This window comes from Bradyrhizobium sp. ORS 278, from assembly GCF_000026145.1.
GTDB lineage: Bacteria > Pseudomonadota > Alphaproteobacteria > Rhizobiales > Xanthobacteraceae > Bradyrhizobium.
The window spans coordinates 2162050-2187035 of sequence record NC_009445.1; the positions used below are offsets into that span (position 1 = coordinate 2162050).

Below are 24986 nucleotides of genomic sequence, written 5' to 3' on the forward strand. Positions count from 1 at the left end.
GGCATCCAGTACGCCGCCGCGTATCGGTTAAATCACAATCGTCTCGGCGTACTGGATCACCCGGTCAAGCCGGGCGATGACAGCAGTGACTGTAGGATCAAGCCTGCCGCACGCGTCATTGCGAGGCGCTCTTGCGCCGAAGCAATCCAGGGGCCGTGCAGGCAGACTGTCCGTGTGGCCCCTGGATCGCTTCGCTGGCGCTCGCGATGACGACCGGAGCTAACAGCGTTCCAAAAAAAGTAAGCCCCGCCCGGCGGGGGGAACCGGGCAGGGCCTTTACATCTGGCCGCTTGCGGGGGCGTTGGCGACCAAATGCAGCTCGATAACTACTCAACCACCTGAATGATCCGTCGCGATCGCGGTTCGACCAGAACAGTTTCGCCGTTCACCACCGTGTAGCGATAAGGTGTCGCACCGAAGCGCTGCGGAACGTCGTAATAGGTAACACCCGACTCGGGCAGGACGGTCCCCACAACGACGCGATCAGGGATCACATAGTTGGGAACACGCTCGCGCACGACATATTCGCGGAATTCGGGACGGCGCTCGACCGTGATGACAGGCGCGTCCTCCTCGACGACGACGCCGCGTCCCACCGTGTAGGACTGCGCCTGCGCCACTGCCGGGATCACGAGTGCAGCCACCAGGGCGGCAAGAGTGACTTGGGTTCGCATAAGCAGGACTCCTTGACTGTTGATCCGCGGGGACGCTCCCCGAATTTGAGACCGGCGCGCGTGCCGGCACCTGCCTCCCAATCCCGGTCTCAGGTCATCGTTCCCCTAGGAACTCCGGGCATTTTCGCGGCAGTTCCTGTTTGCGGGGAACCGGAACCCACCCCGCGCGTCTCCTATTCCGCCACGATCGGCCGGGATAAAGTCCGCCCCATCGAATCGCCTGTCTGCTCTCTTTCAATCCATTCCGAGTTCGCCGATGCATCTGACCGTTGCCCACATCTCGCCGATCATGTCCGTGATCGCCGGCGTTCTCATCCTGATCATGCCGCGCCTGTTGAACTTCATCATCGCGATCTTCCTGATCCTGAACGGCCTGATCGGCATGGGCCTCTTGAAGTGGCTGCATTTCTAGTCCCGCCTCCTCCCAAGGTCGGGAACCTCTGTGCTTGCGCCGCAGCGCCCAAAGTGGTGTAAGGCGCGCGATTTCTCCTCCCCATTTGCGGATCGAACCATCTCATGGCCAAAGCGGTAGCGAAGTCTAAGAAAGTCGCAGCGAAATCAAAGCCTTCCAAGACGGGCAAGGCCAAGGCCGCTCCGCTCGCCCCGCCGCGCAAGGCGCTGAAGACGGCACCGAAGCCTGCTGCAAAGGCCTCGGCGAAGGCTGCGACGAAGCCGGCCGCCAAGGCGCCGGTGAAAACCGCTCCGAAGAAGCCGGCCAAGGCGACGGCCAAGCCGGTTGCAAAGGCTGCGGCGAAGCCCGCGCCGAAGAGCGCCGCCACCGCGATCAAGCCGAACAAGTGGGTCTATACCTTCGGCGACGGCAAGGCCGAGGGTAAAGCGGGCCTGCGCGATCTGCTCGGCGGCAAGGGCGCCAACCTCGCCGAGATGGCCAATCTCGGCCTGCCGGTGCCTCCGGGCTTCACCATCCCGACCTCGGTCTGCACTTACTTCTACGCCAATGACAAGACCTATCCGAAGGAGCTGCAGTCGCAGGTCGACAAGGCGCTCGACTACATCGGCAAGCTGACCGGCAAGAAGTTCGGCGATCCGGAAAACCCGCTGCTGGTGTCGGTACGCTCCGGCGCCCGCGCCTCGATGCCGGGCATGATGGACACCGTGCTCAACCTCGGCCTCAACGACCAGACGGTCGAGGCGCTGGCCACGCTGTCCGGCGACCGCCGTTTCGCCTTCGACAGCTATCGCCGCTTCATCACGATGTACTCCGATGTCGTGCTCGGCTTCGAGCATCATCATTTCGAGGACATCCTCGACAGCTTCAAGGATAGCCAGGGCTATCAGCTCGACACCGATCTCTCGTCGGAAGATTGGGAGATGCTGGTCGGCAAGTACAAGGACGCCGTCGCGCACGAGACCGGCAAGGATTTTCCGCAGGACCCGCACGACCAGCTGTGGGGCGCCATCGGCGCCGTGTTCTCATCCTGGATGAACGCGCGCGCGGTAACCTATCGCAAGCTGCACGACATTCCGGAATCCTGGGGCACGGCCGTCAACGTCCAGGCCATGGTGTTCGGCAACATGGGTGATACGTCGGCCACCGGCGTCGCCTTCACCCGCAATCCGTCGACCGGCGAGAGCAAGCTGTACGGCGAGTTCCTGATCAACGCGCAGGGTGAGGACGTCGTCGCCGGCATTCGAACGCCGCAGGACATCACCGAAGATGCGCGCATCGAGTCCGGCTCCGACAAGGCGTCGATGGAAGTCGCGATGCCCGACGCCTTCCACGAGCTGACGCGGATCTACACGTTGCTCGAGAAGCACTACCGCGACATGCAGGACATGGAGTTCACGGTCGAGCGCGGCAAGCTGTGGATGCTGCAGACCCGCAGCGGCAAGCGCACCGCCAAGGCGGCGCTGCGCATCGCCGTCGAGCTCGCCAATGAAGGCCTGATCTCCGAGAACGACGCCGTGCTGCGCGTCGACCCGGCCTCGCTCGATCAGCTGCTGCATCCGACCATCGATCCTGCCGCGAAGCGCGACGTGGTGGCCACCGGCCTGCCGGCCTCGCCGGGCGCAGCCTCGGGCGAGATCGTGTTCTCCTCGGATGAAGCCACCAAGCTGCAGGCCGACGGCCGCAAGGTCATCCTCGTCCGCATCGAGACCTCGCCGGAGGACATCCACGGCATGCACGCCGCGGAAGGCATCCTCACCACCCGCGGTGGCATGACCTCGCATGCGGCGGTGGTCGCGCGCGGCATGGGCAAGCCCTGCGTTTCCGGCTGCGGCACCATCCGCGTCGACTACGGCCGCGGCACGATGAGCATCGGCGGTCGCACCTTCAAGACCGGCGACGTCATCACCATCGACGGCTCGGTCGGGCAGGTGCTCGCGGGGCGCATGCCGATGATCGAGCCGGAGCTGTCCGGCGAGTTCGGCACCCTGATGGGCTGGGCGGACGCCGTGCGCGAGACCGGCGTGCGCGTCAATGCCGATACGCCGGAGGATGCGCGCACCGCGATCAAGTTCGGCGCCGAGGGCATCGGCCTGTGCCGCACCGAGCACATGTTCTTCGAGGAGACCCGCATCCGCACGGTGCGCGAGATGATCCTCTCGGAAGAAGAGCAGGAGCGCCGCGCCGCGCTTGCGAAGCTCTTGCCGATGCAGCGCGCCGACTTCGTCGAGCTGTTCGAGATCATGAAGGGCCTGCCGGTCACGATCCGTCTGCTCGATCCGCCACTGCACGAGTTCCTGCCGCACACCCAGGCCGAGGTGGAGGAAGTCGCGCGCGCGATGAACACCGATCCGCGCCGTCTCGCCGACCGCGCCCGCGAGCTCAGCGAGTTCAACCCGATGCTCGGCTTCCGCGGCTGCCGTCTCGCGATCGCCTATCCGGAGATTGCCGAGATGCAGGCCCGGGCGATCTTCGAGGCCGCGGTCGAGGCCGAGAAGCGCACCGGCGAGGCCGTCGGCCTCGAAGTGATGGTGCCGCTGATCGCGACCAAGGCCGAGTTCGATCTCGTCAAGGCGCGCATCGACGCGATGGCGCAGGCGGTGATCCGCGAGACCGGCGCCAAGCTGGAGTACCAGGTCGGCACCATGATCGAGCTGCCGCGCGCGGCGCTGATGGCGGGCCAGATCGCGGAGGCCGCCGAGTTCTTCTCGTTCGGCACCAACGATCTCACGCAGACGACCTACGGCATCAGCCGCGACGACGCCGGCAGCTTCCTCGGCGCCTATGTCGCCAAGGGCATCCTCGAGATCGATCCATTCATCTCGATCGATCGCGCCGGCGTCGGCGAGCTGGTCAAGATCGGCGTCGAGCGCGGCCGCGCCACGCGTCCGAAGCTGAAGGTCGGCATCTGCGGCGAGCATGGCGGTGACCCGGCCTCGGTCGCGTTCTGCCACAAGATCGGCATGAACTATGTCTCGTGCTCGCCCTACCGCGTGCCGATCGCCCGCCTCGCCGCCGCGCAATCCGCGCTCGGCAAGGAGATCGCCAGCCAGGCGTGATGCTGCTGCGAACGTTTCGAATTGAGGAGGCCGGCACATGTTGCCGGCCTTTTTCTTTGAGGCGATCGCGCGAGTCGAACTGGCTGACTGTCTCTCGAAGGCGGAAGAAACGTCCGCCTTGACCGCTTACAGTTCCATTCACCGCGTTCGTTGACCGGATGTTCACCTCTCTCGTCACGCCGCTGTTTACCACGCAGATCGATCGCGCGCCGCAGCACAACTTCACCGCTTGCATGTTTCGATCGCGCAACGCGGGTTAACTCCTCGGCAACCTAAACCCGATACGAACATGACAGATCGAATTGCACGGAAGCACTGTCGTTCGGTCGCGTGAGTAGCGTAGCGTTGCGTTGAGCGTATCGATGTTAGTTCTGCGTCCAGGTCCGAAGGGCGCGCGTATTGCGTCCTTCGGCCTCGGTCTCTGCGTCTTCGCTCTGATGCCGACAGAGACCGGGTATCAAGACATCGCTTCACGGCTCGCCCGCCAGCCGGGCGTCGCCGAACGTTGGCAGAAGCGCGTGTTCTCGGCTGCGGCCTCAGTTCAGGTCGCCACCTATAGTTTCGGACTTCCGATCGGCACCTCGGCGCCGCAGGGCATTCGCCTCGCGAGCCTGAGCGAGCGCGACCTCGACATCACCGGCAGCACGACGCCGCGCAATCCCGCGCTGCAGGTTCCGCCGCGCTATCGCCCTTCCGATTTTCCGACCGTCGATCGCACCTTGAAGGGTGATCGCCTCGTGGTCCGTCCCGCCGCGCCACCAGAGCCTCCGACGGAAGCGGCCGAGCCGGTCGACACCGCGCCGAGCGCGCCCGCTCCCGCCGCCCCCGCCCAGCCCGATTCGAACTCGTCGGTGTTCGGCGCCAAGACCAGCGAAGCGCCCGCGACCATTCTGGTGCCGCCGCGCGCGGCGCTCGATCCCGAATTGCAGGAGGCGCTGAGCGCGCCGCCGCTGGCGCAGTACGATTCCACGAAGCCCGAGATCCGTCCCTCCGGCGAGCTCAAGCCCGCGAGCGAGCCGCCGGCCCCCGATGGCGGCGCGGCGCTCGATGGTTTGAACATCAAGACAGCGAATCTCTATTTCGGCGCCACGTCGCTTGGCGGCGTCGCCGGAACCATGGAGACTTGGCAACCCGGCGAAGCGCCGCTAATCGTGATGCCGGATCCGGACCTCAAGCCGATGACCGTCCTTCTGCCGCCTGCGGAAGATGTGGCGAAGGCCGGTGACGGCGGCGAGAGCATCGCGCCGAAAGGCGAGGTCAATGCCGATAATCAGCGCGTCCGCACGCCGGCCGAGCGTCTCGGGCTGACCGACGAGAAGTCACGCTCCAAGTCCGAGAAGTGCCTCGCGGAGGCGATCTATTTCGAGGCCCGTGGCGAGGCCGTGCGCGGCCAGATGGCGGTGGCGCAGGTGGTGTTGAACCGCGCGTTCTCCGGCTACTACCCGACCACGGTGTGCGGCGTCGTCTACCAGAATAAATATCGCCACTTCGCCTGCCAGTTCACCTTTGCCTGCGACAACAATGCCGACGTGATCCGCGAGCCCGACATGTGGGACCGCGCCAAGAAGATTGCCAAGGCGATGCTCGACGGACTGGTCTGGCTGCCCGAGGTCGGCAAGTCGACGCATTATCACGCCTATTGGGTGCGGCCGTCCTGGGTCGCCGAGATGAAGCGGACGTACAAGTTCGGCGTTCACACCTTCTACCGGCCCAAGCGCTGGGGCGACGGCAGCGAGGCGCCGAGCTGGGGCACGCCGCAGCAGACCGCGGCCATTTCAGCCGAGCTCGCCGAGGCCGCCAAGAGCGAAGCCGAGATCAATCCGAACTGGACGCGACGCTAGGCCACCGTCATTCCGGGGCAATCGTTCACGCGCCGTGGCGCGTGAGCGATTGAACCCAGAATGCCGAGCTGGCTGGCGATGCGCGCAAAACAAGCGCGAGGTTCCGGGTTCAAGGCCTGCGGCCTTGCGCTGGAACGACGGGGTTATGACAGAGAAGATCAGCGGCGCTACGCGCTCAAGGATCGTGGCAGCCGCGTCGTCGGCCGTGCCGCGAGCTCGTCGGCGATTTCGCGCGCAGCGGCGAGCGTGGTCATGGTCCGCTGCGCGAAGGCCGGATTTTCCGCCGGACAATCGACCCGGCAATGCGCGCCGCGGCTCTCGCGCCGGCTCCAGGCGGCGGTCGCGATCAGGAGCGCTGCGCTCGCCATGTTGCGGAGCGCGGGGTCGAGGCTATCGCGCTCGAGCCGGGCGATCGTCGTGACAGCTTCGGCCAGGCCGTCCTCGTCGCGGATCACCCCGACCTGACCGGTCATGATATCGCGCAGCATCTGCTCGCCCCATGGGGCATCGATCCCGGCTGGCGCCGCGAACTTGACGTCATGCAGGGCAGGACACGGCGCGAAGGTTCGGCCCGCAATGTCCTCAGCGATCCTGTTGGCGAACACCAGGGCCCCAAGCAGCGCGTTGCCAGCGATGTGATTGGCGCCATCGGTCGCCGTCGCGGCGACCTCGCCGGCCGCCCACAGCCCGTCGATCGAGCTGCGGCCGCGCGCATCCACGGCGATGCCTCCCATGTGGAAATGCGCCGCCGGTGCCACCGGAATCGGTTGCCGGGTCGGATCGAGCCCGGCGGCGACGCAGGCACGGTGCAGCACCGGATAGCGCTCCGCGACATCCTCATCGAGCACGTCGCGCGCATCCAGAAAGGCGCCGCGCCCGGCCGTGATCTCGGCCATGATGCCGCGCGCAACCGTGTCGCGCGGCGCGAGATCGACCAGCGGATGACGCGGCAGCATGAATCGCTGACCGCGCCGGTTGATCAGGATCGCGCCGGCGCCGCGCAGGCTCTCGCTGACCACTGGCGCCGGATCCTGTCCCGCCATCGCGGTCGGATGGAATTGCACGAACTCCGGATCCGCAACGACAGCGCCGGCGCGCGCGGCGATCGCAAGGCCGATGCCGTTCGCATGAGCAGGGTTGGTGGTCACGGCGAACAGATGGCCGACGCCGCCGGTGGCGAGCACGATCGTCGGGGCGGCGATCAGCAAGGGCGCCGCGGCAGCATCATCCGCACGACGCAGCCGCAGACCGCGCACGGCGCCATCGTCGGTCAGCAGCGCGTCAGCGACGTATCCCTCCATCAGCCTGATCGAGGGGCTGGCGCGCACGGCCTTGGCGAGGGCCGCCATGATGACCTGTCCGGTGAAGTCGCCGCGCACGCTCAGGATGCGCCGCGCGGAATGAACGGCTGCCCGCGACGTCGCCAGTGCGCCCCTGGGGTCGCGATCGAACGTCACGCCGAGGCGCGCGAGATCCTCGATCCGTGCTGCCGCATCACGCGCGAGCGCGCGCGCCGCATCTTCGTCCACGAGGCCGCAGCCGGCGGCGATCATGTCGGCGGCATGGCTTTCGGGGCTGTCGCCCGCAGATACCGCCGCGGCGATATCGGCCTGCATCGTCGCGCCGAACGAGTCCTCTGCGAGCGACGTTGCGGAGATCAAGATGACAGGGCGCGGTGCGAGCTTCAGCGCGCAATACAATCCCGCGACGCCGGCGCCGACGATCACGACGTGACTTGACGTGTCCTGACCTGACGTGTCGCGGCTTGAGGTTTCGATCTGGTCGCAGTGCATCGGCTGTCCAAATTCCACATTCGGTGCACATATGTATCAAGCTACCAGTTAGCTCTTCTTCAGAGACATCCCTCGTTGTTTAGAGGTGTTTGGCGACAAATCGCGGCTGTTCTGCACGTCGCTCCCGCACAGCGTGAATCCTTGTTTGTCACTCGCGTATAGCGACTGATGCCGTCGTGGAGCCGCGGCATTCACGAGTTCCATCGACGGAACTCGGCCCGCATGACGTCTGCTCATGATGGGACGCGGCATGGAATTTTTTCATGGCTGAGGTCCGGTTTTGCGGTTGTTTTGCTCTTGGGTGGTGGATGCAAATGCATTAATCCGTCACGAGCGGCCGGGTGACGCCGCGCTTCGGGGAGGACCAACATGTCGATACAGGCCGGCGATCTCGGCGCCTCCCGGACACAGACGTGGCGAACGCCGGTGGTCATCATCATCTGCGGCTGTGCGATCGCGCTGCTCAGCTTCGGTCCGCGCTCCAGCCTCGGCTTCTTCGTGCAGCCGATGAGCCGCGAATTCGCCTGGGGCCGCGACGTGTTCGCGCTCGCGGTCGCCGTGCAGAATCTGCTGTGGGGCCTCGGCCAGCCGCTCGCCGGCGCGATCGCCGACCGCTTCGGCGTGCTGCGCGTGATCTGCGTCGGCGCGCTGCTCTATGCAAGCGGCCTGTTGATGATGCGCTATGCGACCACGCCGTTGCAGCTCGACATCGGCGCCGGCGTGCTGGTCGGCTTCGGCCTCTCAGGCTGCTCGTTCAATCTGATCCTGTCGGCCTTCAGCAAGCTGCTGCCGCCGGAGCGGCGCGGGCTGGCGCTCGGCGCCGGAACGGCGGCCGGTTCGCTCGGCCAGTTCCTGTTCGCGCCGTTCGGCGTGGCGCTGATCGATCAGTTCGGCTGGCAGAGCGCGCTGATGGTCTTCGCGACGCTGATGCTGTTCATCGTGCCGCTGTCGCTCGCGGTGGCGACGCCGCCCGCCGCCGAGGCCAAGCCGACGGACGCCGAGCAGCAGTCGTTCACGACGGCGCTGATGGAGGCGTTCGGCCATCGCTCCTACGTGCTCTTGGTGCTCGGCTTCTTCACCTGCGGCTTCCAGCTCGCCTTCATCACCGTGCATCTGCCGGCGTTCCTGGTCGATCGCGGCCTGTCGGCGCAGGTCGGCGGCTGGGTGATCGCGGCGATCGGCCTGTTCAACATCATCGGCTCGCTCAGCGTCGGCTGGCTGCAGAGCCGGCTGCCCAAGCGCTATATCCTCTCCTTCATTTATTTCACCCGCGCGCTGGCGACGCTCGCTTTCATCTCGTTTCCGGTCACGCCGGCCACGGCGATCGCCTTCGGCGCCGTCTCCGGCCTTGCCTGGCTCTCCACCGTGCCGCCGACTTCGTCGCTGGTCGCGATCATGTTCGGCACGCGCTGGCTGGCCACGCTCTACGGCTTCGCCTTCGTCAGCCATCAGGTCGGCGGCTTTCTCGGCGTCTGGCTCGGCGGCATCGTGTTCGAGCGCTATGGCTCCTACACGCCGATCTGGTGGCTCTCGATCATGTTCGGTGTGCTCTCCGCGCTGATCAACCTGCCAATCGTCGAGAAGCCGGTGGCACGGGCCGTACCCGCCACCTGAGTTGCGCCGCCGGGCCGTTTCGCTAAACATGGCCCGAAATCGAACAAGCGCAGGGAGTGCCGCTGTGGGAACGTTCAAGGCGATCCGGATCGACAAGGCCGACAAGGGGACCACGGCTGCTCTGACTGACTTCGACGAAGCCGAGCTGATGGACGGCGACGTCACCGTCAAGGTCGAGTGGTCCGATCTCAACTACAAGGACGGGCTGGCGCTGACCGGCAAAGCGCCGGTGGTGCGCCGCTTCCCGATGATCGCCGGCATCGATTTCGCCGGCACGGTCGAGCAGTCGAGCCATCCGGACTGGAAGCCGGGTGACGCCGTGGTCTGCACGGGCTGGGGCATGGGCGAGACCCATCTCGGCGCCTACGCCGAGAAGGCGCGGGTCAAAGGCGACTGGCTGGTCGCCCTGCCGCAGGGCCTGTCGGCCCGCGATGCCATGGCGATCGGTACAGCCGGGTTCACGGCGATGCTCTCGGTCCTCGCGTTGGAAAAGCACGGTCTGACCCCGGCCAGTGGACCGGTCGTGGTCACCGGCGCCGCCGGCGGCGTCGGCTCGGTGGCCACCGCGGTGCTGGCCAAGCTCGGCTATCACGTGATCGCCTCGACCGGGCGCGTCGCCGAGGCTGACTATCTCAAGTCCCTTGGCGCCGCCGAAATCATCGACCGCAACGAGCTGTCCGGGCCGGCCAAGCCGCTTGCCAAGGAGCGCTGGGCCGGGGGCGTCGACAGCGTCGGCTCCAACACGCTGGCCAACCTGCTGTCGATGACCAGGTATGGCGGCGCCATTGCCGCCTGCGGGCTTGCGGCCGGCATGGACCTGCCATCCTCGGTCGCGCCGTTCATTTTGCGCGGGGTGTGCCTGCTCGGCATCGATTCGGTGATGTGTCCGCTGTCCGCGCGGAAGGCCGCCTGGGCGCGCCTCGCAACAGACGTGGATCGGTCAAAACTGGCTGAAATAACTCACGAAATCGCCTTGGATCAGGTCGCCTCGCTGGGCCCGCAGATTCTCGCCGGCCAGGTTCGTGGCCGCACGGTGGTAAGGATATCCTGAGGATGTTCAGACTTTTCAAACCATGATGCTCCATTGTTGCCATGGTTGGTATGGTAAGCATGGGGTAAAGATACCGCCTTACCCGCTGTGAGGGGTTAAGTGGGAGTTGGAAGCATGCTCGCGCGTTTGTTGCTGGGGACCGTTGCGGTTGGTGCCATGGTCGCGCCCGCGATCGCGGGATCGATGACGGCCGACGAGGCGCGCAAATTCGTGGCCGGCAAGGTGTTCGCCTTCACCTGCGTCGACGGCACCCGCGGCGCGGGCCGCATTCTCGACGACATGGGCGCTGCAGGCGCGGTGCAGTTCTCGGGCTCGGGCCCGGTCCGCCACATCCGGCTTCCCGGCAACACGCTGCAGATCCGTGGCGAGAATGTCTGCGCCTCGATCAAGGGCATGCCCTTCGAGCCGTGCTTCAACCTCGACAAGAAGGACGAGCGCAGCTTCCGCGGCTCGGTCTCCGGCCTCGGCGCGTTTGCCTATTGCGACTTCCAGCACCAGGGCGGAGCCACCATGCTGATGGCTCGCGCGGTGGCCAAGCCGCGCTCGGCGCGCGCCGCCGTGGCCGCCGATCCGGCCCACACCGAGGTGGCCGCGCGCGTGGAGACGCCCCGTGTCGAGCGGAGCAAGGTGGAACCCGTCAAGTCGGAGGCCGCGAAGGCCGACACTGGCAGGTCCGAGGGTTCCAAGTCTGACGGTTCCAAGTCTGACGGTTCCAGGTCCGAAGGTTCAAAGCCGGAGACCGCCAAGGCGGAGTCTGCCAAGACGGAGTCTGCGAAGACGGAGGCTGCCAAGGCCGATGTGGCGCCCGAGCTTCGTCGCTCGACCGATTAGTTGTTAGTTGACCGACTTTCAAAAAACCAGCTGCGATTAACATAGAGCAACATTTAAGATGGAACCGCACGCTAGCGGTCATTGCGCCGTAGTCGTACGGTTCCCTAGATTCATGCCTCGGTAGCGACTCATCAGCAGTGTGCGACCAGGGGGGTGGCCCAATAGAAAGGGTCGGTAATGTCGCTCTACTTCTTCCGTATCAGCCAAGGCCGTTATTCCGGCGCGGCTGATCAGCCTTATGAATTTGCCAATCGGGAGTCTGCCTGGAACGAGTTGACGGCTGTCTGCTCGGACCTGATCGGGGGGATCTCGAAGACGCTCCAGCAGGGCACCGAGTGGCAGATGGAACTGCTCGACGAAACCAAGCAGCCGGTGTTCCGGATTCGTCTGGTCTCGGAAGCAGTCGGCTGAATCAGGTCATCGGGGGATGATCTGAGCCGCTGAACGCCGGAGCCGCGGTCTGACTTTCGCTGCGGTCAGCCGTGTCGCCTGCCGCGAATCCGTCGTCGTCTTGGAGACAACGAATTGCGCGACAAGCCTTTGTCGCGCGATCGATCTCGCCGTCGGCCTCAGCCGACGGCGTTCGATCGCCTCCTGTCCGCCTGATCGAGACAGCCAAGCCAGCACCAATAGACGCAAGCTGTCAGTATATCACGCTACCGCGGCACGGGCTTCGGCATCCGGGATCGCTGTTGTGCAGCCCTCCGTCTTCCAGCATCGAAATGCCAGTCCAGGTTGTGCTCTTAACCCGTTCTCTATGATTGGCTGGCATACCAGAGATTGAACGGGTCACCGAACATAGCTGGAGGTTCCTTCCTGTTTTGCGCGCCTTGCGAGACGCTGCGACGTCGCGTCGCGTTGAGGAACGGTTTCAGAACACCGCGCGGGGCGCGATGGTGGGCCTTTTACGTGTATTCTCGGTAGTCTTACGGGCTTCGAATTAACCTTCGATAAGCCGATCTGGCCGCCAATGGCATGGTCAGAGCGGAATTCGGACTTTGGCTCTCGCCACGTCCTCTGATCCTCTGACCTCGACGCCGCGCAGCGCAGCGCTGTCCTGACCGTTCAGGCCGTCCGTGACGCTGGAAGAGAGTGGCGATCCGCTAAGTCAGCTGGGGTCATCGTGTCCAGAATGTCCATTCGTAAGAAGATCATCTCGGTCATCGCGTTCATGCTCGTGACCCTGTGCGGGCTCGGCGCGCTCGCCGTCACCAGCATGCAGTCCATCAACGCGAACACGGTCGATATCGCGACCAACTGGCTGCCCAGCGTACGCGCGATCGGCGAGCTGCGCGCCGACATCAATCTGCTGCGCATCGCGCTGCGCGCCCATGTGATGGCGGAGACAGCGGAGGCCAAGCAGGCAGGCGAGAAGCGGGTCAACAGTATCCTCGAGACCATCAACAAGGACCGCAAGACCTATGAGCCGATGATCACCTCGGCGGAGGAGCGCGCGATCTACAACAACTGGGTGCAGGCCTGGGAGAAGTATGTCGTCGCGATCAAGCAGGTGATCGACGAATCGAACAAGAGCGTCGGACGACTTCCGCGGGAGGCGACCGAATTGCTGGAGAAGTCGGCCGCAGCCATCGCGCGCGATGCCGACAAATACTTCGTGCAGGACATCGAATTCAACAACAAGGGCGCCGACGACGCCACGCGGCAGGCGGCGGAGAGTTTTTCACGCGCGATCTGGCTGGTCCTCTCGATCATCGTCGCGGCCGTGATCGCGGGTGTCGCGGTCGGCTACTATCTGGTGCAGAACGTCTCGTCCGGCATCGCCTCGATCATCAAGCCGATGCAGGAGCTTGCCAAGGGCGATCTCGGCGCCGAAGTGACGCATCGCGGCGAGCCGACCGAAATCGGCGCGATGGCCGACACCCTGCAGGTGTTCAAGGAAGCGCTGATCGCCAAGAAGGAGGCCGACGAGCGTGCGGCCGCCGACGCCGAGGCCAAGATCGAGCGCGGCCGCCGCGTCGACAACATCACGCGCCAGTTCGAGGCCACGATCGGCGAGATCGTGCAGACGGTGTCGTCGGCCTCGACCGAGCTCGAGCATTCCGCCGGCGCACTGTCCTCGACGGCAACGCGCTCCCAGGAAATCTCCACGGCGGTCGCGGCCGCGTCGGAGGAGGCGTCGACCAATGTCCAGTCGGTTGCCTCCGCCACCGAGGAGCTGTCCTCGTCGATCACCGAGATCAGCCGCCAGGTCCAGGAATCCGCGCGCATGGCGACCGAGGCCGTGGATCAGGCGCGCATGACCAATGATCGCGTCAGCGAGCTGAGCAAGGCCGCCGCGCGCATCGGCGACGTCGTCGAGCTGATCAACACGATTGCCGGCCAGACCAACCTGCTGGCGCTGAATGCCACCATCGAGGCCGCCCGCGCCGGCGAGGCCGGCCGCGGCTTCGCGGTCGTCGCGTCCGAGGTGAAGGCGCTGGCCGAGCAGACGGCCAAGGCGACGGACGAGATCGGCCAGCAGGTCTCCGGCATCCAGGCCGCAACGCAGGAATCGGTCGGCGCCATCCGCGCGATCTCCACCACCATCGAAAAACTGTCCGAGATCTCGTCCGCGATCGCCGCGGCCGTGGAAGAGCAGGGCGCGGCGACGCAGGAAATCTCGCGCAACGTCCAGCAGGCCTCGCAAGGCACGCAGGAGGTCTCCTCGAATGTCGTCGACGTGCAGCGCGGTGCATCGGAGACGGGCCAGGCGTCGGCGCATGTTCTGTCCGCAGCGCAGTCGCTGGCGTCAGACAGTGACCGATTGAAGCGTGAGGTCGCGTCGTTCCTGCAATCGGTACGCGCGGCGTGATGAACTGCAGCTGCGCAGGGCGATTGGGACCGTATTAGTACGAAGGTCTGCGTTAACGGAACTTTGCGGACGAAGCGGCAAACTGCGCGGCGGCAGTTGCCGCTTTTTCGTTTCGCAGCGGTACGCCGGCCATCGCAATGGCGTCGTGGCCGCGCAGATACGACCGGTGGTGCGAGACGTTTTCTCTCGGAGGATCAACGGACGTGTCCAAGCTTTCCATTCGCCTCAAGATCATCAGCGTGATCGCCTTCCTGCTGGTGGTGATGGCCGGCATGGGCCTGCTGTCGCTGCGCAGCATGCGCGACATCAATGCGCGAACGGTCGACATATCCACCAACTGGCTGCCGAGCGTGCGGGCGCTCGGGGCATTGCGCGCAGACATCAACGTCTACCGGCTCACGCTCCGCGCCCATGTGATGGCGCTAACGGCCGAGGCCAAGGCCAACAACGACAAGCGCATGGCCGAGGTGTTCGCAAAGGTGCAGAAGGACATCAAGGCCTATCAGCCGCTGATCTCGACGCCGGAGGAGCGCAGCATCTACGACTCCTGGGTGCGGGCCTGGGACAACTACACGGCCGAGGCCGACAAGGTGCTTGAGGTCTCGCGCAGGAGCATCGGCAAGCTGCCCGAGGACGTCGATGCGCTGTTCAAGGCCCCCGGTGCGGCCGCGACGGTGCAAGAGGACATCCTCACCAAGGCGATCGAATACAACGACAAGGGCGCCGAAGCGGCCACGCGCGACGCGGCGGATGGCTACAACAGCACCTTCTGGGTGGTGACCTCGATCATTCTCGCGGCCGTCGCCGCCGGTGTCGCCGTCGGCTTCTATCTCGTCAACGACGTCTCTTCCGGCATCGCCTCGATCATCAAGCCGATGCAGGCGCTCGGCGAGGGCGATCTCTCGGCCGAGGTGCCGCACCGCGGCGAGCCGACCGAGATGGGTGCGATGGCCGACACGCTGCAGGTGTTCAAGGAGGCGCTGATCGCCAAGCGCGACGCCGATGCGCGCGCCGCGGCCGACGCCGAGGCCAAGATCGAGCGCGGCCGCCGCGTCGACAACATCACCCGCCAGTTCGAGAACACGATCGGCGAGATCGTGCAGACGGTGTCGTCGGCTTCGACCGAGCTCGAGCATTCCGCGGGCGCGCTGTCGTCGACCGCGACGCGGTCCCAGGAGATCTCGACCGCGGTCGCGGCGGCCTCGGAGGAGGCGTCGACCAACGTGCAGTCGGTCGCCTCCGCTACCGAGGAGCTGTCGTCGTCCATCACCGAGATCAGCCGCCAGGTTCAGGAATCCGCGCGCATGGCTTCGGAGGCCGTGACGCAGGCGCGTCAGACCAATGACCGCGTCAGCGAATTGTCGAAGGCCGCGGCGCGCATCGGGGATGTCGTCGAGCTGATCAACTCGATCGCCGGCCAGACCAACCTGCTCGCCCTGAACGCAACGATCGAGGCCGCGCGCGCCGGCGAGGCTGGTCGCGGCTTCGCGGTGGTCGCGTCCGAGGTGAAGGCATTGGCCGAGCAGACCTCGAAGGCCACCGGCGAGATCGGCCAGCAGATCTCCGGCATTCAGGCGGCGACGCAGGAATCGGTCGGCGCCATCCGTGACATCTCCGGGACGATCGAGCGGCTCTCGGAGATCTCGTCGGCGATCGCGGCTGCGGTCGAGGAGCAGGGCGCGGCAACGCAGGAGATCTCCCGCAACGTCCAGCAGGCCTCGCATGGCACCCAGCAGGTCTCGTCCAGCGTCGTCGACGTGCAGCGCGGCGCAGCGGAGACCGGCCAGGCGTCGGCGCATGTCCTCGGCGCCGCCAAGTCGCTGGCCACGGACAGCGACCGGCTCAAGCGGGAGGTCGCTTCGTTCCTGCAGTCGGTTCGCGCCGCCTGACGATCACGCCGCCGGCGCAGCAGGCGGGGCCTGCTGCTGCCGCCGGAACAGCACCTTCTGATACAGCCAGCCGATCGCGACCAGCACCAGGCCGAGGCCGATGAAGGACAGCGCGCGCCAGACGCCGGTCAGTTCGGACATGTCGACGAGGAAGGCCTTCAGGATCGTCAGCGCGATCACGATGGCGGAGGCCAGCCGCGCGCGCTGCGACGACACCACCACGCCGATGCCGAGCAGCACGACGCCGAAGGCGAGCCAGGCGATCGAGTAGGTGTACTGCTCGGCCGCGCTGGTGACGCCGCTCGCCAGATCGGGGCCATGATAGATGCGCCGGATCTCCAGGCTCACATAGGACAGCGCGAGGATCAGCGCGCCGCCCGCCAGCGTGTTGCCATAGGCCGGCGGACGGCGCCCCGCGACCGCGTAGGACAACAGCAGCATCAGCACCGCGGGGAACGCGTAGGCCAGAATCAGGATGTTGAGCACGCTGCCCCTGATCGCGACGTTGGAGAGCATCGGGTTCTCGAACAGCAGCAGGCCCATGACGGTCGCGCCGCCGGCGAGGCCGGTGAGGATCACGGCGCCGATGTCGTGCACGAGGCTGCGGCTGCGCTCGCGCAGCCGCTCCAGGCCGATGGCGAGCGCCAGCGCGACGCAGACGTCGAGCCCCACTTCGGCGAGCGACGGCACTGCCAGCATGTCGCCGTCATTGACGGCGTGGCGGATCTCGATGAACGCGAGCAGCGTCGTGAACAGGATCGCCGCGGCCTCGACCGCACGCAACGGCGCATCGTCGCCATAGCGGCGCATGAGAGTGCTCGCACCCCAGAACGCCGCCGCCGGCACGCCATAACCCCACAACAGCCAGTTGACGATCGGCGTGGTGCCGACATCGGCGCCGACGATGCGCGGATCATAGCCGATGCGCAGCACCACGAGACCGGCGAAGGCGGCGGCGAGTGTGCGCAGGAACGGAATCGGCCGGTTCTCGAAGACCCAGGCGGTGCCCAGCGACATCAGCGCCAGCGCGATCGTCAGCCAGCCCTTCTCCAGCGCAAAGGTCAACGCCAGCGCCAGCGCCGCGAGCGTGCCGGTCGCGAACAGCGCGATCGAGGCGGAGAGGCCCGGACGCTCCTCGCGCCGCGTCAGAAGCTCTGTCGCGACGGCAAAGGCAGCCGCAAGCACGACCGCGAGGATCGCGAACGGAATCGAGCGGTCGAGATGCGCGATGCGGGCATAGAGCGCGACCAGCAGCGCCAGTGGCGTGAACACGCCGGCCGCGGACCACACCACAGGCACCACGGCATTCTGCGCGCGCCCCTGCGCCAGGAAGCCCGCGCCGCCGAAGCCGAGCGCGAAGATCGCTGCTGCGGTCAGGTGCGACGTGACGGATGCGCCGAGCGGGTTCGGCCCCATGCCCGGCAGCGCGCCGCCGGGCAGCACCAGCAGATCCGGATTGTCGCGCAGCGCCCATTCGGCGAACACGAGGAAAACCGTGGCTGCCGCCGCTGCGACCGCGCCGGTTGCGCTCGGCGCGCGCCAGGCGACCGCCAGCGTCGCAGCGACCAGCAGCGTGAAGCAGATCAGCGCCAGGCCGTCATGGAAGCTCGCAAGCGTGACGAGCATGGCGCCGAGCAGATAGACCGCAAGACCAACGGAGGAGATCGGCTCGACCTCGTCATTGTCGACCACCGGGCCGAACACGAAGCCGCAGACGACGATCAGGGCGGCCAGCGTAAAGCCCGCGCCGATATGGAAGACGTGCGGCGCGACTGTCTCGACGGCCATGTCGAGGCCGGGCAGCGTCCACAGCAACGACAGCGCGATCGTGGTCATCGCCAGCCACCGCCACAGCCGCGCGCGCGCCAGCGCGAACGCCGCGGCGGTGACGATGGCGAGATAGATGTACAGCGCCCAGTAGTTCGGCTGGCCGGTCGAAACCAGCACCGGCGTCGTGAAGGCGGCCACCAGGCCGAGCCCGGCGAGCGCCGGGCCGTGCAGCAGCGCCGCCGCGAGGGTGCCGAGCGCGACGAGGCCGAGCAGCACGAAGGCGATCGCCGGCGGCAGGAAGGCGTATAGCGCGTAGGACGCGTAGACGGTGGCGAAAGCCACCGCCGTCCCGGCGGCGGTCAGGATCGCCGGGATATTGGCGATCGGCAGCGCCGCGATCTGCGAGATGCTCTCCTTGCGCCGCGTCCATTCGCCCGCGGCCAGCAGCGCCGCGGCGAACAGCGCGCCGAGCCCAACGCGTACCCCTGGGCCGATCAGCCCCGCCTCGATTGAATAGCGCACCAGGAAGAAGCCGCCGAGCGCGAGCGTCAGTCCGCCGATCCACACCACCCAGCGGGTGCCGATGCGCTCCTCGAAGCCGGCCGGCGCTTGCGGCAGCGGCGGCGCCAGCGGGGGCGGCTGATCGGCCGCCTCGTCGCTTGTGATGGCCGCGGGCTGCAGGGCGGCCTCGGCGACCTCCGGCAACGGCGGCGGCACCGGCGCGGCTGCCACGCCCTCTTGGAGTGGGCTCAGCGGCGACGCGGCCGGCACCTCAGGTGCGGCGACCACGAGCCGCGCAGCCTCCAGCCTGTCCAGGCGCGACTGCAGCGCGGCCAGTCGGTCCGAGGTGCGGCGCGCGAAGGCCAGCGCCACGAACGCGACCAGGAGGGCAATCCAGTCCAGGGGCCAATCGAACATCACGGGGGTCGCAGTCCTGAAATCGATGGCGCCCGCTGGCGTCATGAGGGGAATGGGGCCATGCCGGCCCGCGGCGTGTGCCGCGAATCGGTGTGACGGGCACGCGCGTGCCGTCACGATGGCTGCAGTTCCTTGAGTGTCAAACCGCGAGAGGGAAGTTCAAGCCGCGCAGGTAAGCCGCTACGCGGCACACGCCATTCGCCCGACCGCCGTTCCGGGGCGCGCAGCGCGCGAACCCGGAACCCAGAGGTTCGAGCCGAGCTGATCGGGGATCGAAGCCATCATATCCAGATTCCGGGTCCGCCGCTGACGCGGCGCCCCGGAATGACGGGGAGGATCACTCCAGGTCGATACGGAACGGCTGGCTGTCGACCATCATCGCGCCCGGGCCGATCGCATCCAGCGCGCGGACCATGCGCCCCTGGCGGCCCAGCGCGCGATCGGCGAGGCTGACGATCAGGCGGTTGGGCGAGGCGATCGGCGAAGCCTGGCGGATCGCCCAGGCGATGTCGAGCTCGTCGCGCTGCGGATTGAGCGCGCAGGCGGCCGCGAAGGCGCTCGCGGTCGAGCGGCTGATGCCGGCATAGCAGTGGATGACCAGCGGCGCCGCACGGTCCCAGCCGCGCACGAACTCCAGCACCTGCGCGACATGGTCGTCGCTCGGCGCCATGAAGCCCGGCAGCTGCTCGGTGATGTCGTCGACCGAGACCCGCAGATGGTTCTCCGGCCGGATGCTCTCCGGCCGCTGCACCTGCTCGACATTGGCCATGATGGTCAGCACGTGGCTGGCGCCGGTCAGGCGCACGGTCTCGGGCAGGGCGGCGAGTGAGCAGACGTGGATCATGGGATGCCTTTGGACGCCCGATTATACGAACGGCGACATGAGGGCAAAAGCGCGTTTTGGATGCCAGCTGTCGGGTGGGCGCATGCGTGTGCGGCGCAGGTCGGCGCCACAAGGCATCTGCCGTCAGCGGCGTCTCAGCACGAGCCCAGCACGAGGTTGAACCGGGTCAGGAACCGCTTCTCCGCCTTGGCCGCGCTCCACGGCGTCAGATAGTCCGTCACCGTGGCCGCCGGTAGATCGGGGTCGCGGCCGAACAGGCGCCTGGCCTCGCTTTCGGAAAAGCCGGCGAGCCGGGTCGCCTCCAGATAGGCGGCGCCGCGGTCGGCCGCCTTGATCTGGCGCTCGACCTCCGGCGAAAGCTCCGCCGGCAGGCCGAAGCGGATGTGGATGGCCCCGAGCAGCCGCCTCTCGACGGATTTGTAGCTGCCGCCGAGCACGGCCTTGAACGGTGAGATCATGTCGCCGATGACGTATTCCGGCGCATCGTGCAGCAGCGCGGCAAGCCGCAGCCGGGCATCGATGTTCGGCTTCTTCGCGCGCATCACGGTCTCTACCAGCAGCGTGTGCTGCGCCACGGAGAAAATGTGCGCGCCCGAGGTCTGGCCGTTCCAGCGCGCCACGCGCGACAGCCCGTGCGCGATATCGCCGATCTCGACGTCGAGCGGCGAGGGATCGATGAGGTTGAGCCGCCGGCCGGACAGCATGCGCTGCCAGACGCGGTCCTGCCCGCTTCCGGGCGTCCTGGTCGTCATTTGATCTTGAGGCGCGGCGCGCGGCGCTTGCCGCTGCAGGTCTCGTGGCAGAAGCAGGTGACGAGATGGTCGTTGACCATCCCGGTCGCCTGCATGAAGGCGTAGACGATCGTCGGACCGACGAACTTGAAGCCGCGCGACGACAGCTCCTTCGACATCTTGATCGACAGCGGCGTCGAGGCCGGCACGCTCGCGGTGGTCTTGAACGCGTTGACCTTGGGCGCGCCGTCCATGAAGCCCCACAAGAGCTTCGAGAAGCCGGGACCGTTGTCCTGGATGTCGAGCCAGGATTTCGCGCTGAGAATGGCGCCCTCGATCTTGGCGCGGTTGCGCACGATGCCGGCATCGTTCATCAGCGCGTGGATCTTCTTGTCGGTGTAGCGCGCGATCTTCTCCGGCTGAAAGTCATCGAAGGCGCGGCGGAAATTGTCGCGCTTGCGCAGGATCGTGATCCACGACAGCCCGGCCTGGAAGCCGTCGAGGATCAGCTTCTCATACAGCGCGCGGTCGTCATATTCGGGCACGCCCCACTCGCTGTCGTGATAGGCGACGTAGAGCGGATCGCTGCCCGGCCAGGGGCAGCGCGTCAGACCATCGGAATGGACGACAGCGACGCGGCCCATACCGGCTCAGGCGACCGTCTGCTTCGGCGGGCCCTGCAGCGCGTCGGGATCGGCGATGCGCAAGGTGAGACCGCCCGCGGTCAGCGGCGTGCCGGCTTCCATCGCCTCTGCGGCGCGATCGATGCGCAGCAGCGCCAGGCCCTTCTGCGCGGCGGCCGAGCCCATCGTGCCCACCGTCTTCTCGCCGGCCAGGATCGGCGTGCCCGGCTCGGGGCTCGGACCGTCGAGCAGCACCTTGGCGGTCCGCGTCCGCGTCGTGCCGCGATGATGCATCCGGCTCACGACCTCCTGGCCGACATAGCATCCCTTGCCGATGTCGACGCCGTGCAGCCGGTCCATGTTGGTCTCGTAGGGGAAGGCGTCGCCATACATGAAATCGAGCCCGCCACGCGGCACTGTGCACTCGATGCGGTGGGCCTCATAGGCATCGGCCGTAACGACCTCGGCGCCGAGCCGTGTGGCGATCTCGGCGAGTTCCGTCTGCGGCGCGATGATGCGGTGGCCAAGGCCATCATGGCGCGGATCGGTGAAGCTCAAATCGAGCGCTGTCGCCGGCGTGCCGTTCCAGACGGCGATGACGCCGAGCTGGTCCGACAGGTTGGCGACGGTGAGCTTGGCGCGCAGCTTGTACAGGTTGAGCTTGTCCGCCAGCGCCTGCGCCAGCGCGCGCGGGCAATCCAGCAGGAAGCGTTCACCGGCATCGCCCGTGGGCGCCTGCGCCACCAGGAAGTCGATGATGATCTTGCCCTGCGGCGTCAGCAGCGCGCCGAACCGGGCGTCGCCCGGAACGAGCTTGGTGACGTCGGTGGTGACCAGGCCGTTGAGGAACTTGCGTGCATCGTCGCCGCTGACCTGGACCACGCCCCGGTCGTCGAGAAACGTCGCTTTCATCCGAAAAACCTCTTGCGACACGCCGCACCGAAACGTAAGCCGCCCTGGCATAAACCACAAGGCTGAAACGCTGCACTGCGGTGGCTTCATTCTAAAGATCGAGACGCGAGCGGCCTCGCAGACCAGCAAATGGGCAGGCGCGCAGCACGATCCATCTGCCTTGAGGTGATCAGGAGAATGAAATCCTAGAGGGGTTCATGAGCCAGCGCTTCGACGTCATTCTGAAATCCGGCACGGTGGTCAATCAGGACGGCGAGGGTGTCCGCGACATCGGCATCACGGCGGGGCGCATCGTCGAGATCGGCGATCTCGGCATAGCTTCCGCGGCCGAGATCATCGACTGCAAGGGCCTTCACGTGCTGCCCGGCGTGATCGACACCCAGGTGCATTTCCGCGAGCCCGGCCTCACCCACAAGGAGGATCTCGAAACCGGCTCGCGCAGCGCGGTGATGGGCGGCGTCACCGCCGTGTTCGAGATGCCCAACACAAATCCGCTGACGGTCACCGAAGAGGCGTTCACCGCCAAGATTGAAGCCGGCCGCCATCGCATGCATTGCGACTTCGCCTTTTTCATCGGCGGCACCCGCGAGAACGTCGATGAGCTGCCGGTGCTGGAGCGCGCCGAGGGCTGTGCGGGTGTGAAGGTGTTCGTCGGCTCCTCCACCGGCTCGCTGCTGGTCGAGGACGATGACAGCCTGCGCCGAATCTTTCAGGTGATCCGCCGCCGTGCGGCCTTCCACGCCGAGGACGAGTACCGCCTCAACGAGCGCAAGGGCCTGCGCGTCGAGAACGATCCGCGCTCGCACCCGGTGTGGCGCGACGAGGAGGCGGCGCTGCGCGCCACCCAGCGCCTCGTCAATCTCGCGCATGAGACGGGCAAGCGCATCCACGTGCTGCACATCTCGACCAAGGAAGAGATCGTCTATCTGCGCGACCACAAGGACGTCGCCACCGTCGAAGCCACGCCGCATCATCTCACGCTCGCCGCGCCCGAGTGCTACGAGCGGCTCGGCACCTACGCGCAGATGAATCCGCCGGTGCGCTCAGCCGATCATCGCGACGTGATCTGGTGGGGCGTCCACCAGGGCATCGTCGACATCCTCGGCTCCGACCACGCGCCGCATACCGCCGAGGAAAAGGCGAAGACCTATCCGGCCTCACCCTCCGGCATGACCGGCGTGCAGACCCTGGTGCCGATCATGCTCGATCACGTCAACGCCGGCCGGCTGTCGCTCGCCCGTTTCGTCGACCTCACCAGCGCCGGCCCGGCGCGCATCTACAACATCGCCCGCAAGGGCCGCATCGCCGCCGGCTACGACGCCGATCTTACGATCGTCGATCTCAAGCGCAGCGAGACCATCACCAACAAATGGGTTGCTTCGAAAGCCGGCTGGACGCCCTATGACGGCGTGCGCGTGACCGGCTGGCCGGTCGGCACCTTCGTGCGCGGCCAGCGCGTAATGTGGCAGGGCGAACTGCTGACCCCGGCCACCGGCGAGCCGGTGCGCTTCATGGAGACGCTGCGGGCGTAACCGCGCCGCTCCGCGCCATGTTGCTGCGCTCGCAATGACGAGGAGCGGTTTCTCGTAGCCCGGATGAGCGCAAGCGACATCCGGGTTCACCTCCACAGCTCATGAGACCCCGGATATCGCTTGCGCTCATCCGGGCTACAAGACCGGCTCGTGGAGACGCTGTGGCCGTATCGAAGTTGCCCGTTGACTAGCTCGCAATGACGCGGAGCGGGGATCCCACCTCGCCGCAATCGGTCGACCGCTGTCACCGATTTCCGGCGCGAGGCCGTTCACCCGAACAGCTTGTCGATGTCGTCTTGGGAAATCGCCACGCCCGTCCGCTGCGGCCCGTTCAGCAGGCTTGGCGCGGTTGGGGGGGCCGCCAGCTCGGCGGCCATCCGCGCCAGCTCTTCTTTGCCCCAGATGCGGACGAGCCGGTTGATGTGCTCCTCCATGAACTTCAGCGACTTGACCACGCGCGTGATCCGCTGCCCGGTGAGGTCCTGAAATGCGCACGCCTCGAACACCTTGTTGGTGTTGTCGACGATCTCGTCGCAGATCGCGGCCGTGGACGGATCCTTGGTGCCCTGCAGCTTCCCGACGCTGGCGCTGATCGCCTCCATGCTTTCGAGAATGGTGTTGCCGGCGGCTTCCGTATTTTCCACGATCGCGTCGAGGGTGTCGGTCATCGACGCGAAACTGCCCTTGTCGCCCTGAAGAGCGGCGAGCTCCCGCCGCATGCTGCTGATCTGACCGAACATCTCGACCAGGTAGGTTTTCAGCAATCTCTCTTCCTCCGGCGCAATCATCAGAAATCTCCGACTTTCCCTTCAACGATTAAGTTTCATTTACGAATCTCGGCCTGCTCGTCTGCAGCGACTGGCAGGTTCGATTCGGCGGAGACCTTGTTCCGGCGCGCACTCAGCGATCGACTTTGACCAAGGTAGTATCAGCAAAGAAGACCTACTAAATCATTTCGATAAAAACCGCGCGTATCGCTATCCAAGCGTTCCTGGTTTCGCCGCGTTCAATATTCTCGCGCGGCGTTCTTCCGCAGGGCGGTATTCCGGCGCGCGAGAGCAAACGCCGCACGCCGGTCATCGCTCGGAAGCATCGCGCCGCGACGACGATGGGGTGTGTCCCGAGGTTATTTGAGATGTGAGAGGTGGATGCCGATGCTGATGAGCGCCATCACGGGCGCGGCTGCGCATGTAAGCGGTAGGGTGGGCAAAGCAGCCGCCCCCAGGGCGGTCGCGTGCCCACCGTCGTGAGGCGCATGCGGTGCGCGATGGTGGGCACGGCGCGGGCGAGACCACGGCGGGAGCAGCGGCCGCGCGGCTCGCCCTTGCCCACCCTACGGCCTATGGCGACTTGCGCGAAAAACCTACTGCGTGGCGCGTGCGAGCGAGAATTCGCCGTTGCGGACGCGCTCGGGCATGGCCTCGACGAAGCTCGCGACCGCGTCCTCGCCGTAAGTGGTGACGAGCTCGGCCAGCGCGGCGAACAGGCTGGCCTGGGCCAGGCAGTCGCCATCGACGCCGTCATGGCGCGCTTCGGCCCAGGCCTCGTTGAGGTAGCTGAGCGCGGCCTGCTTCTGCTCGTGATCGGGCAAAGCGGCGGGAAGGGCACTGAAGGTAACGGGGAAACTCATTGAATTCAGTCTGGCGGCGCGCCGAAGCGCAAGGAAATCCAGACGCGGGCGCG

18 protein-coding genes and 1 pseudogene are annotated in these 24986 nt (G+C 66.4%); 10 read left to right on the plus strand and 9 right to left on the minus strand.

Annotated elements, in window-relative coordinates:
* Positions 1-326 precede the first annotated feature (326 nt).
* A complete protein-coding gene (locus BRADO_RS09550) occupies positions 327-674 on the minus strand; it encodes a DUF1236 domain-containing protein (protein WP_011925110.1) in 348 nt (115 codons plus the stop codon).
* 256 nt (positions 675-930) lie between these two features.
* On the opposite strand from BRADO_RS09550, the gene BRADO_RS33845 reads away from it, so the two are divergent.
* From BRADO_RS33845 to BRADO_RS09560, 3 genes are all read left to right on the plus strand, one after another.
* Positions 931-1086 carry a DUF3096 domain-containing protein gene (locus BRADO_RS33845; RefSeq protein WP_011925111.1) on the plus strand — a complete coding sequence of 52 codons (156 nt, stop codon included), beginning with the start codon at positions 931-933 and terminating at the stop codon, positions 1084-1086.
* 104 nt (positions 1087-1190) lie between these two features.
* Entirely contained in the window at positions 1191-4142 is a 2952-nt protein-coding gene (gene ppdK, locus BRADO_RS09555; RefSeq protein ID WP_011925112.1) for a pyruvate, phosphate dikinase, read from the plus strand.
* Positions 4143-4504: 362 nt separating this feature from the next.
* A complete protein-coding gene (locus BRADO_RS09560) occupies positions 4505-5983 on the plus strand; it encodes a cell wall hydrolase (RefSeq protein WP_041757399.1) in 1479 nt (492 codons plus the stop codon).
* A 167-nt stretch (positions 5984-6150) separates the two neighbouring features.
* Here the strand turns inward: BRADO_RS09560 and BRADO_RS09565 are convergent, their stop codons facing one another.
* The gene (locus BRADO_RS09565) at positions 6151-7776 is read right to left on the minus strand and encodes an L-aspartate oxidase (RefSeq protein WP_041756296.1); all 1626 of its coding nucleotides are present in this window, start codon (positions 7774-7776) and stop codon (positions 6151-6153) included.
* Between the two features lie 369 nt (positions 7777-8145).
* On the opposite strand from BRADO_RS09565, the gene BRADO_RS09570 reads away from it, so the two are divergent.
* From BRADO_RS09570 to BRADO_RS09595, 6 genes and pseudogenes are all read left to right on the plus strand, one after another.
* Complete coding sequence (locus BRADO_RS09570) at positions 8146-9390, plus strand: MFS transporter (protein ID WP_011925115.1); 1245 nt, start codon at positions 8146-8148, stop codon at positions 9388-9390.
* 64 nt (positions 9391-9454) lie between these two features.
* Positions 9455-10441, plus strand: coding sequence for an MDR family oxidoreductase (locus BRADO_RS09575; RefSeq protein WP_011925116.1), 987 nt, complete (start codon positions 9455-9457; stop codon positions 10439-10441).
* Between the two features lie 114 nt (positions 10442-10555).
* Positions 10556-11122: pseudogene (locus BRADO_RS09580) on the plus strand (hypothetical protein); the annotation flags it as partial.
* A gap of 327 nt (positions 11123-11449) precedes the next feature.
* Positions 11450-11683, plus strand: a complete 234-nt coding sequence (locus BRADO_RS09585; protein ID WP_011925118.1) for a hypothetical protein — start codon at positions 11450-11452, stop codon at positions 11681-11683.
* Positions 11684-12395: 712 nt separating this feature from the next.
* Positions 12396-14084 (plus strand): methyl-accepting chemotaxis protein, encoded by a 1689-nt coding sequence (locus BRADO_RS09590; RefSeq protein WP_011925119.1) that lies wholly within the window; start codon positions 12396-12398, stop codon positions 14082-14084.
* Positions 14085-14287: 203 nt separating this feature from the next.
* Positions 14288-15973, plus strand: a complete 1686-nt coding sequence (locus BRADO_RS09595; protein ID WP_041756298.1) for a methyl-accepting chemotaxis protein — start codon at positions 14288-14290, stop codon at positions 15971-15973.
* Between the two features lie 3 nt (positions 15974-15976).
* Here the strand turns inward: BRADO_RS09595 and BRADO_RS09600 are convergent, their stop codons facing one another.
* The 5 genes from BRADO_RS09600 to BRADO_RS09620 form a co-directional block, all read right to left on the minus strand.
* Complete coding sequence (locus BRADO_RS09600) at positions 15977-18661, minus strand: DUF2339 domain-containing protein (RefSeq protein WP_011925121.1); 2685 nt, start codon at positions 18659-18661, stop codon at positions 15977-15979.
* Positions 18662-18998: 337 nt separating this feature from the next.
* Positions 18999-19505: a tyrosine phosphatase family protein gene (locus BRADO_RS09605; protein WP_011925122.1), complete on the minus strand. Its 507-nt coding sequence runs from the start codon at positions 19503-19505 to the stop codon at positions 18999-19001.
* Between the two features lie 134 nt (positions 19506-19639).
* Positions 19640-20257, minus strand: a complete 618-nt coding sequence (locus BRADO_RS09610) for a YfbR-like 5'-deoxynucleotidase (protein WP_011925123.1) — start codon at positions 20255-20257, stop codon at positions 19640-19642.
* The gene (locus BRADO_RS09615) at positions 20254-20880 is read right to left on the minus strand and encodes a DNA-3-methyladenine glycosylase I (protein ID WP_011925124.1); all 627 of its coding nucleotides are present in this window, start codon (positions 20878-20880) and stop codon (positions 20254-20256) included. The genes BRADO_RS09610 and BRADO_RS09615 overlap by 4 nt, the downstream gene beginning before the upstream one ends.
* 6 nt (positions 20881-20886) lie before the next feature.
* A complete protein-coding gene (locus BRADO_RS09620) occupies positions 20887-21771 on the minus strand; it encodes a folate-binding protein YgfZ (protein WP_011925125.1) in 885 nt (294 codons plus the stop codon).
* 197 nt (positions 21772-21968) lie between these two features.
* Between BRADO_RS09620 and BRADO_RS09625 the strand changes: the two genes are divergently transcribed.
* A complete protein-coding gene (locus tag BRADO_RS09625) occupies positions 21969-23303 on the plus strand; it encodes a dihydroorotase (RefSeq protein ID WP_011925126.1) in 1335 nt (444 codons plus the stop codon).
* Between the two features lie 269 nt (positions 23304-23572).
* Here the strand turns inward: BRADO_RS09625 and BRADO_RS09630 are convergent, their stop codons facing one another.
* Together BRADO_RS09630 and BRADO_RS09635 are read right to left on the minus strand one after the other, a co-directional pair.
* Entirely contained in the window at positions 23573-24091 is a 519-nt protein-coding gene (locus tag BRADO_RS09630; RefSeq protein WP_011925127.1) for a protein phosphatase CheZ, read from the minus strand.
* A 575-nt stretch (positions 24092-24666) separates the two neighbouring features.
* Positions 24667-24933, minus strand: coding sequence for a hypothetical protein (locus tag BRADO_RS09635; protein ID WP_041756299.1), 267 nt, complete (start codon positions 24931-24933; stop codon positions 24667-24669).
* Between the last annotated feature and the right edge of the window lie 53 nt (positions 24934-24986).

Bases quoted from the DNA above. Each gene is read 5' to 3' on its own strand.
- BRADO_RS09550 (WP_011925110.1), bottom strand. From the start codon at position 674: ATGCGAACCCAAGTCACTCTTGCCGCCCTGGTGGCTGCACTCGTGATC.
- BRADO_RS33845 (WP_011925111.1), top strand. From the start codon at position 931: ATGCATCTGACCGTTGCCCACATCTCGCCGATCATGTCCGTGATCGCC.
- ppdK (WP_011925112.1), top strand. From the start codon at position 1,191: ATGGCCAAAGCGGTAGCGAAGTCTAAGAAAGTCGCAGCGAAATCAAAG.
- BRADO_RS09560 (WP_041757399.1), top strand. From the start codon at position 4,505: ATGTTAGTTCTGCGTCCAGGTCCGAAGGGCGCGCGTATTGCGTCCTTC.
- BRADO_RS09565 (WP_041756296.1), bottom strand. From the start codon at position 7,776: ATGCACTGCGACCAGATCGAAACCTCAAGCCGCGACACGTCAGGTCAG.
- BRADO_RS09570 (WP_011925115.1), top strand. From the start codon at position 8,146: ATGTCGATACAGGCCGGCGATCTCGGCGCCTCCCGGACACAGACGTGG.
- BRADO_RS09585 (WP_011925118.1), top strand. From the start codon at position 11,450: ATGTCGCTCTACTTCTTCCGTATCAGCCAAGGCCGTTATTCCGGCGCG.
- BRADO_RS09600 (WP_011925121.1), bottom strand. From the start codon at position 18,661: ATGTTCGATTGGCCCCTGGACTGGATTGCCCTCCTGGTCGCGTTCGTG.
- BRADO_RS09605 (WP_011925122.1), bottom strand. From the start codon at position 19,505: ATGATCCACGTCTGCTCACTCGCCGCCCTGCCCGAGACCGTGCGCCTG.
- BRADO_RS09610 (WP_011925123.1), bottom strand. From the start codon at position 20,257: ATGACGACCAGGACGCCCGGAAGCGGGCAGGACCGCGTCTGGCAGCGC.
- BRADO_RS09615 (WP_011925124.1), bottom strand. From the start codon at position 20,880: ATGGGCCGCGTCGCTGTCGTCCATTCCGATGGTCTGACGCGCTGCCCC.
- BRADO_RS09620 (WP_011925125.1), bottom strand. From the start codon at position 21,771: ATGAAAGCGACGTTTCTCGACGACCGGGGCGTGGTCCAGGTCAGCGGC.
- BRADO_RS09625 (WP_011925126.1), top strand. From the start codon at position 21,969: ATGAGCCAGCGCTTCGACGTCATTCTGAAATCCGGCACGGTGGTCAAT.
- BRADO_RS09630 (WP_011925127.1), bottom strand. From the start codon at position 24,091: ATGATTGCGCCGGAGGAAGAGAGATTGCTGAAAACCTACCTGGTCGAG.
- BRADO_RS09635 (WP_041756299.1), bottom strand. From the start codon at position 24,933: ATGAGTTTCCCCGTTACCTTCAGTGCCCTTCCCGCCGCTTTGCCCGAT.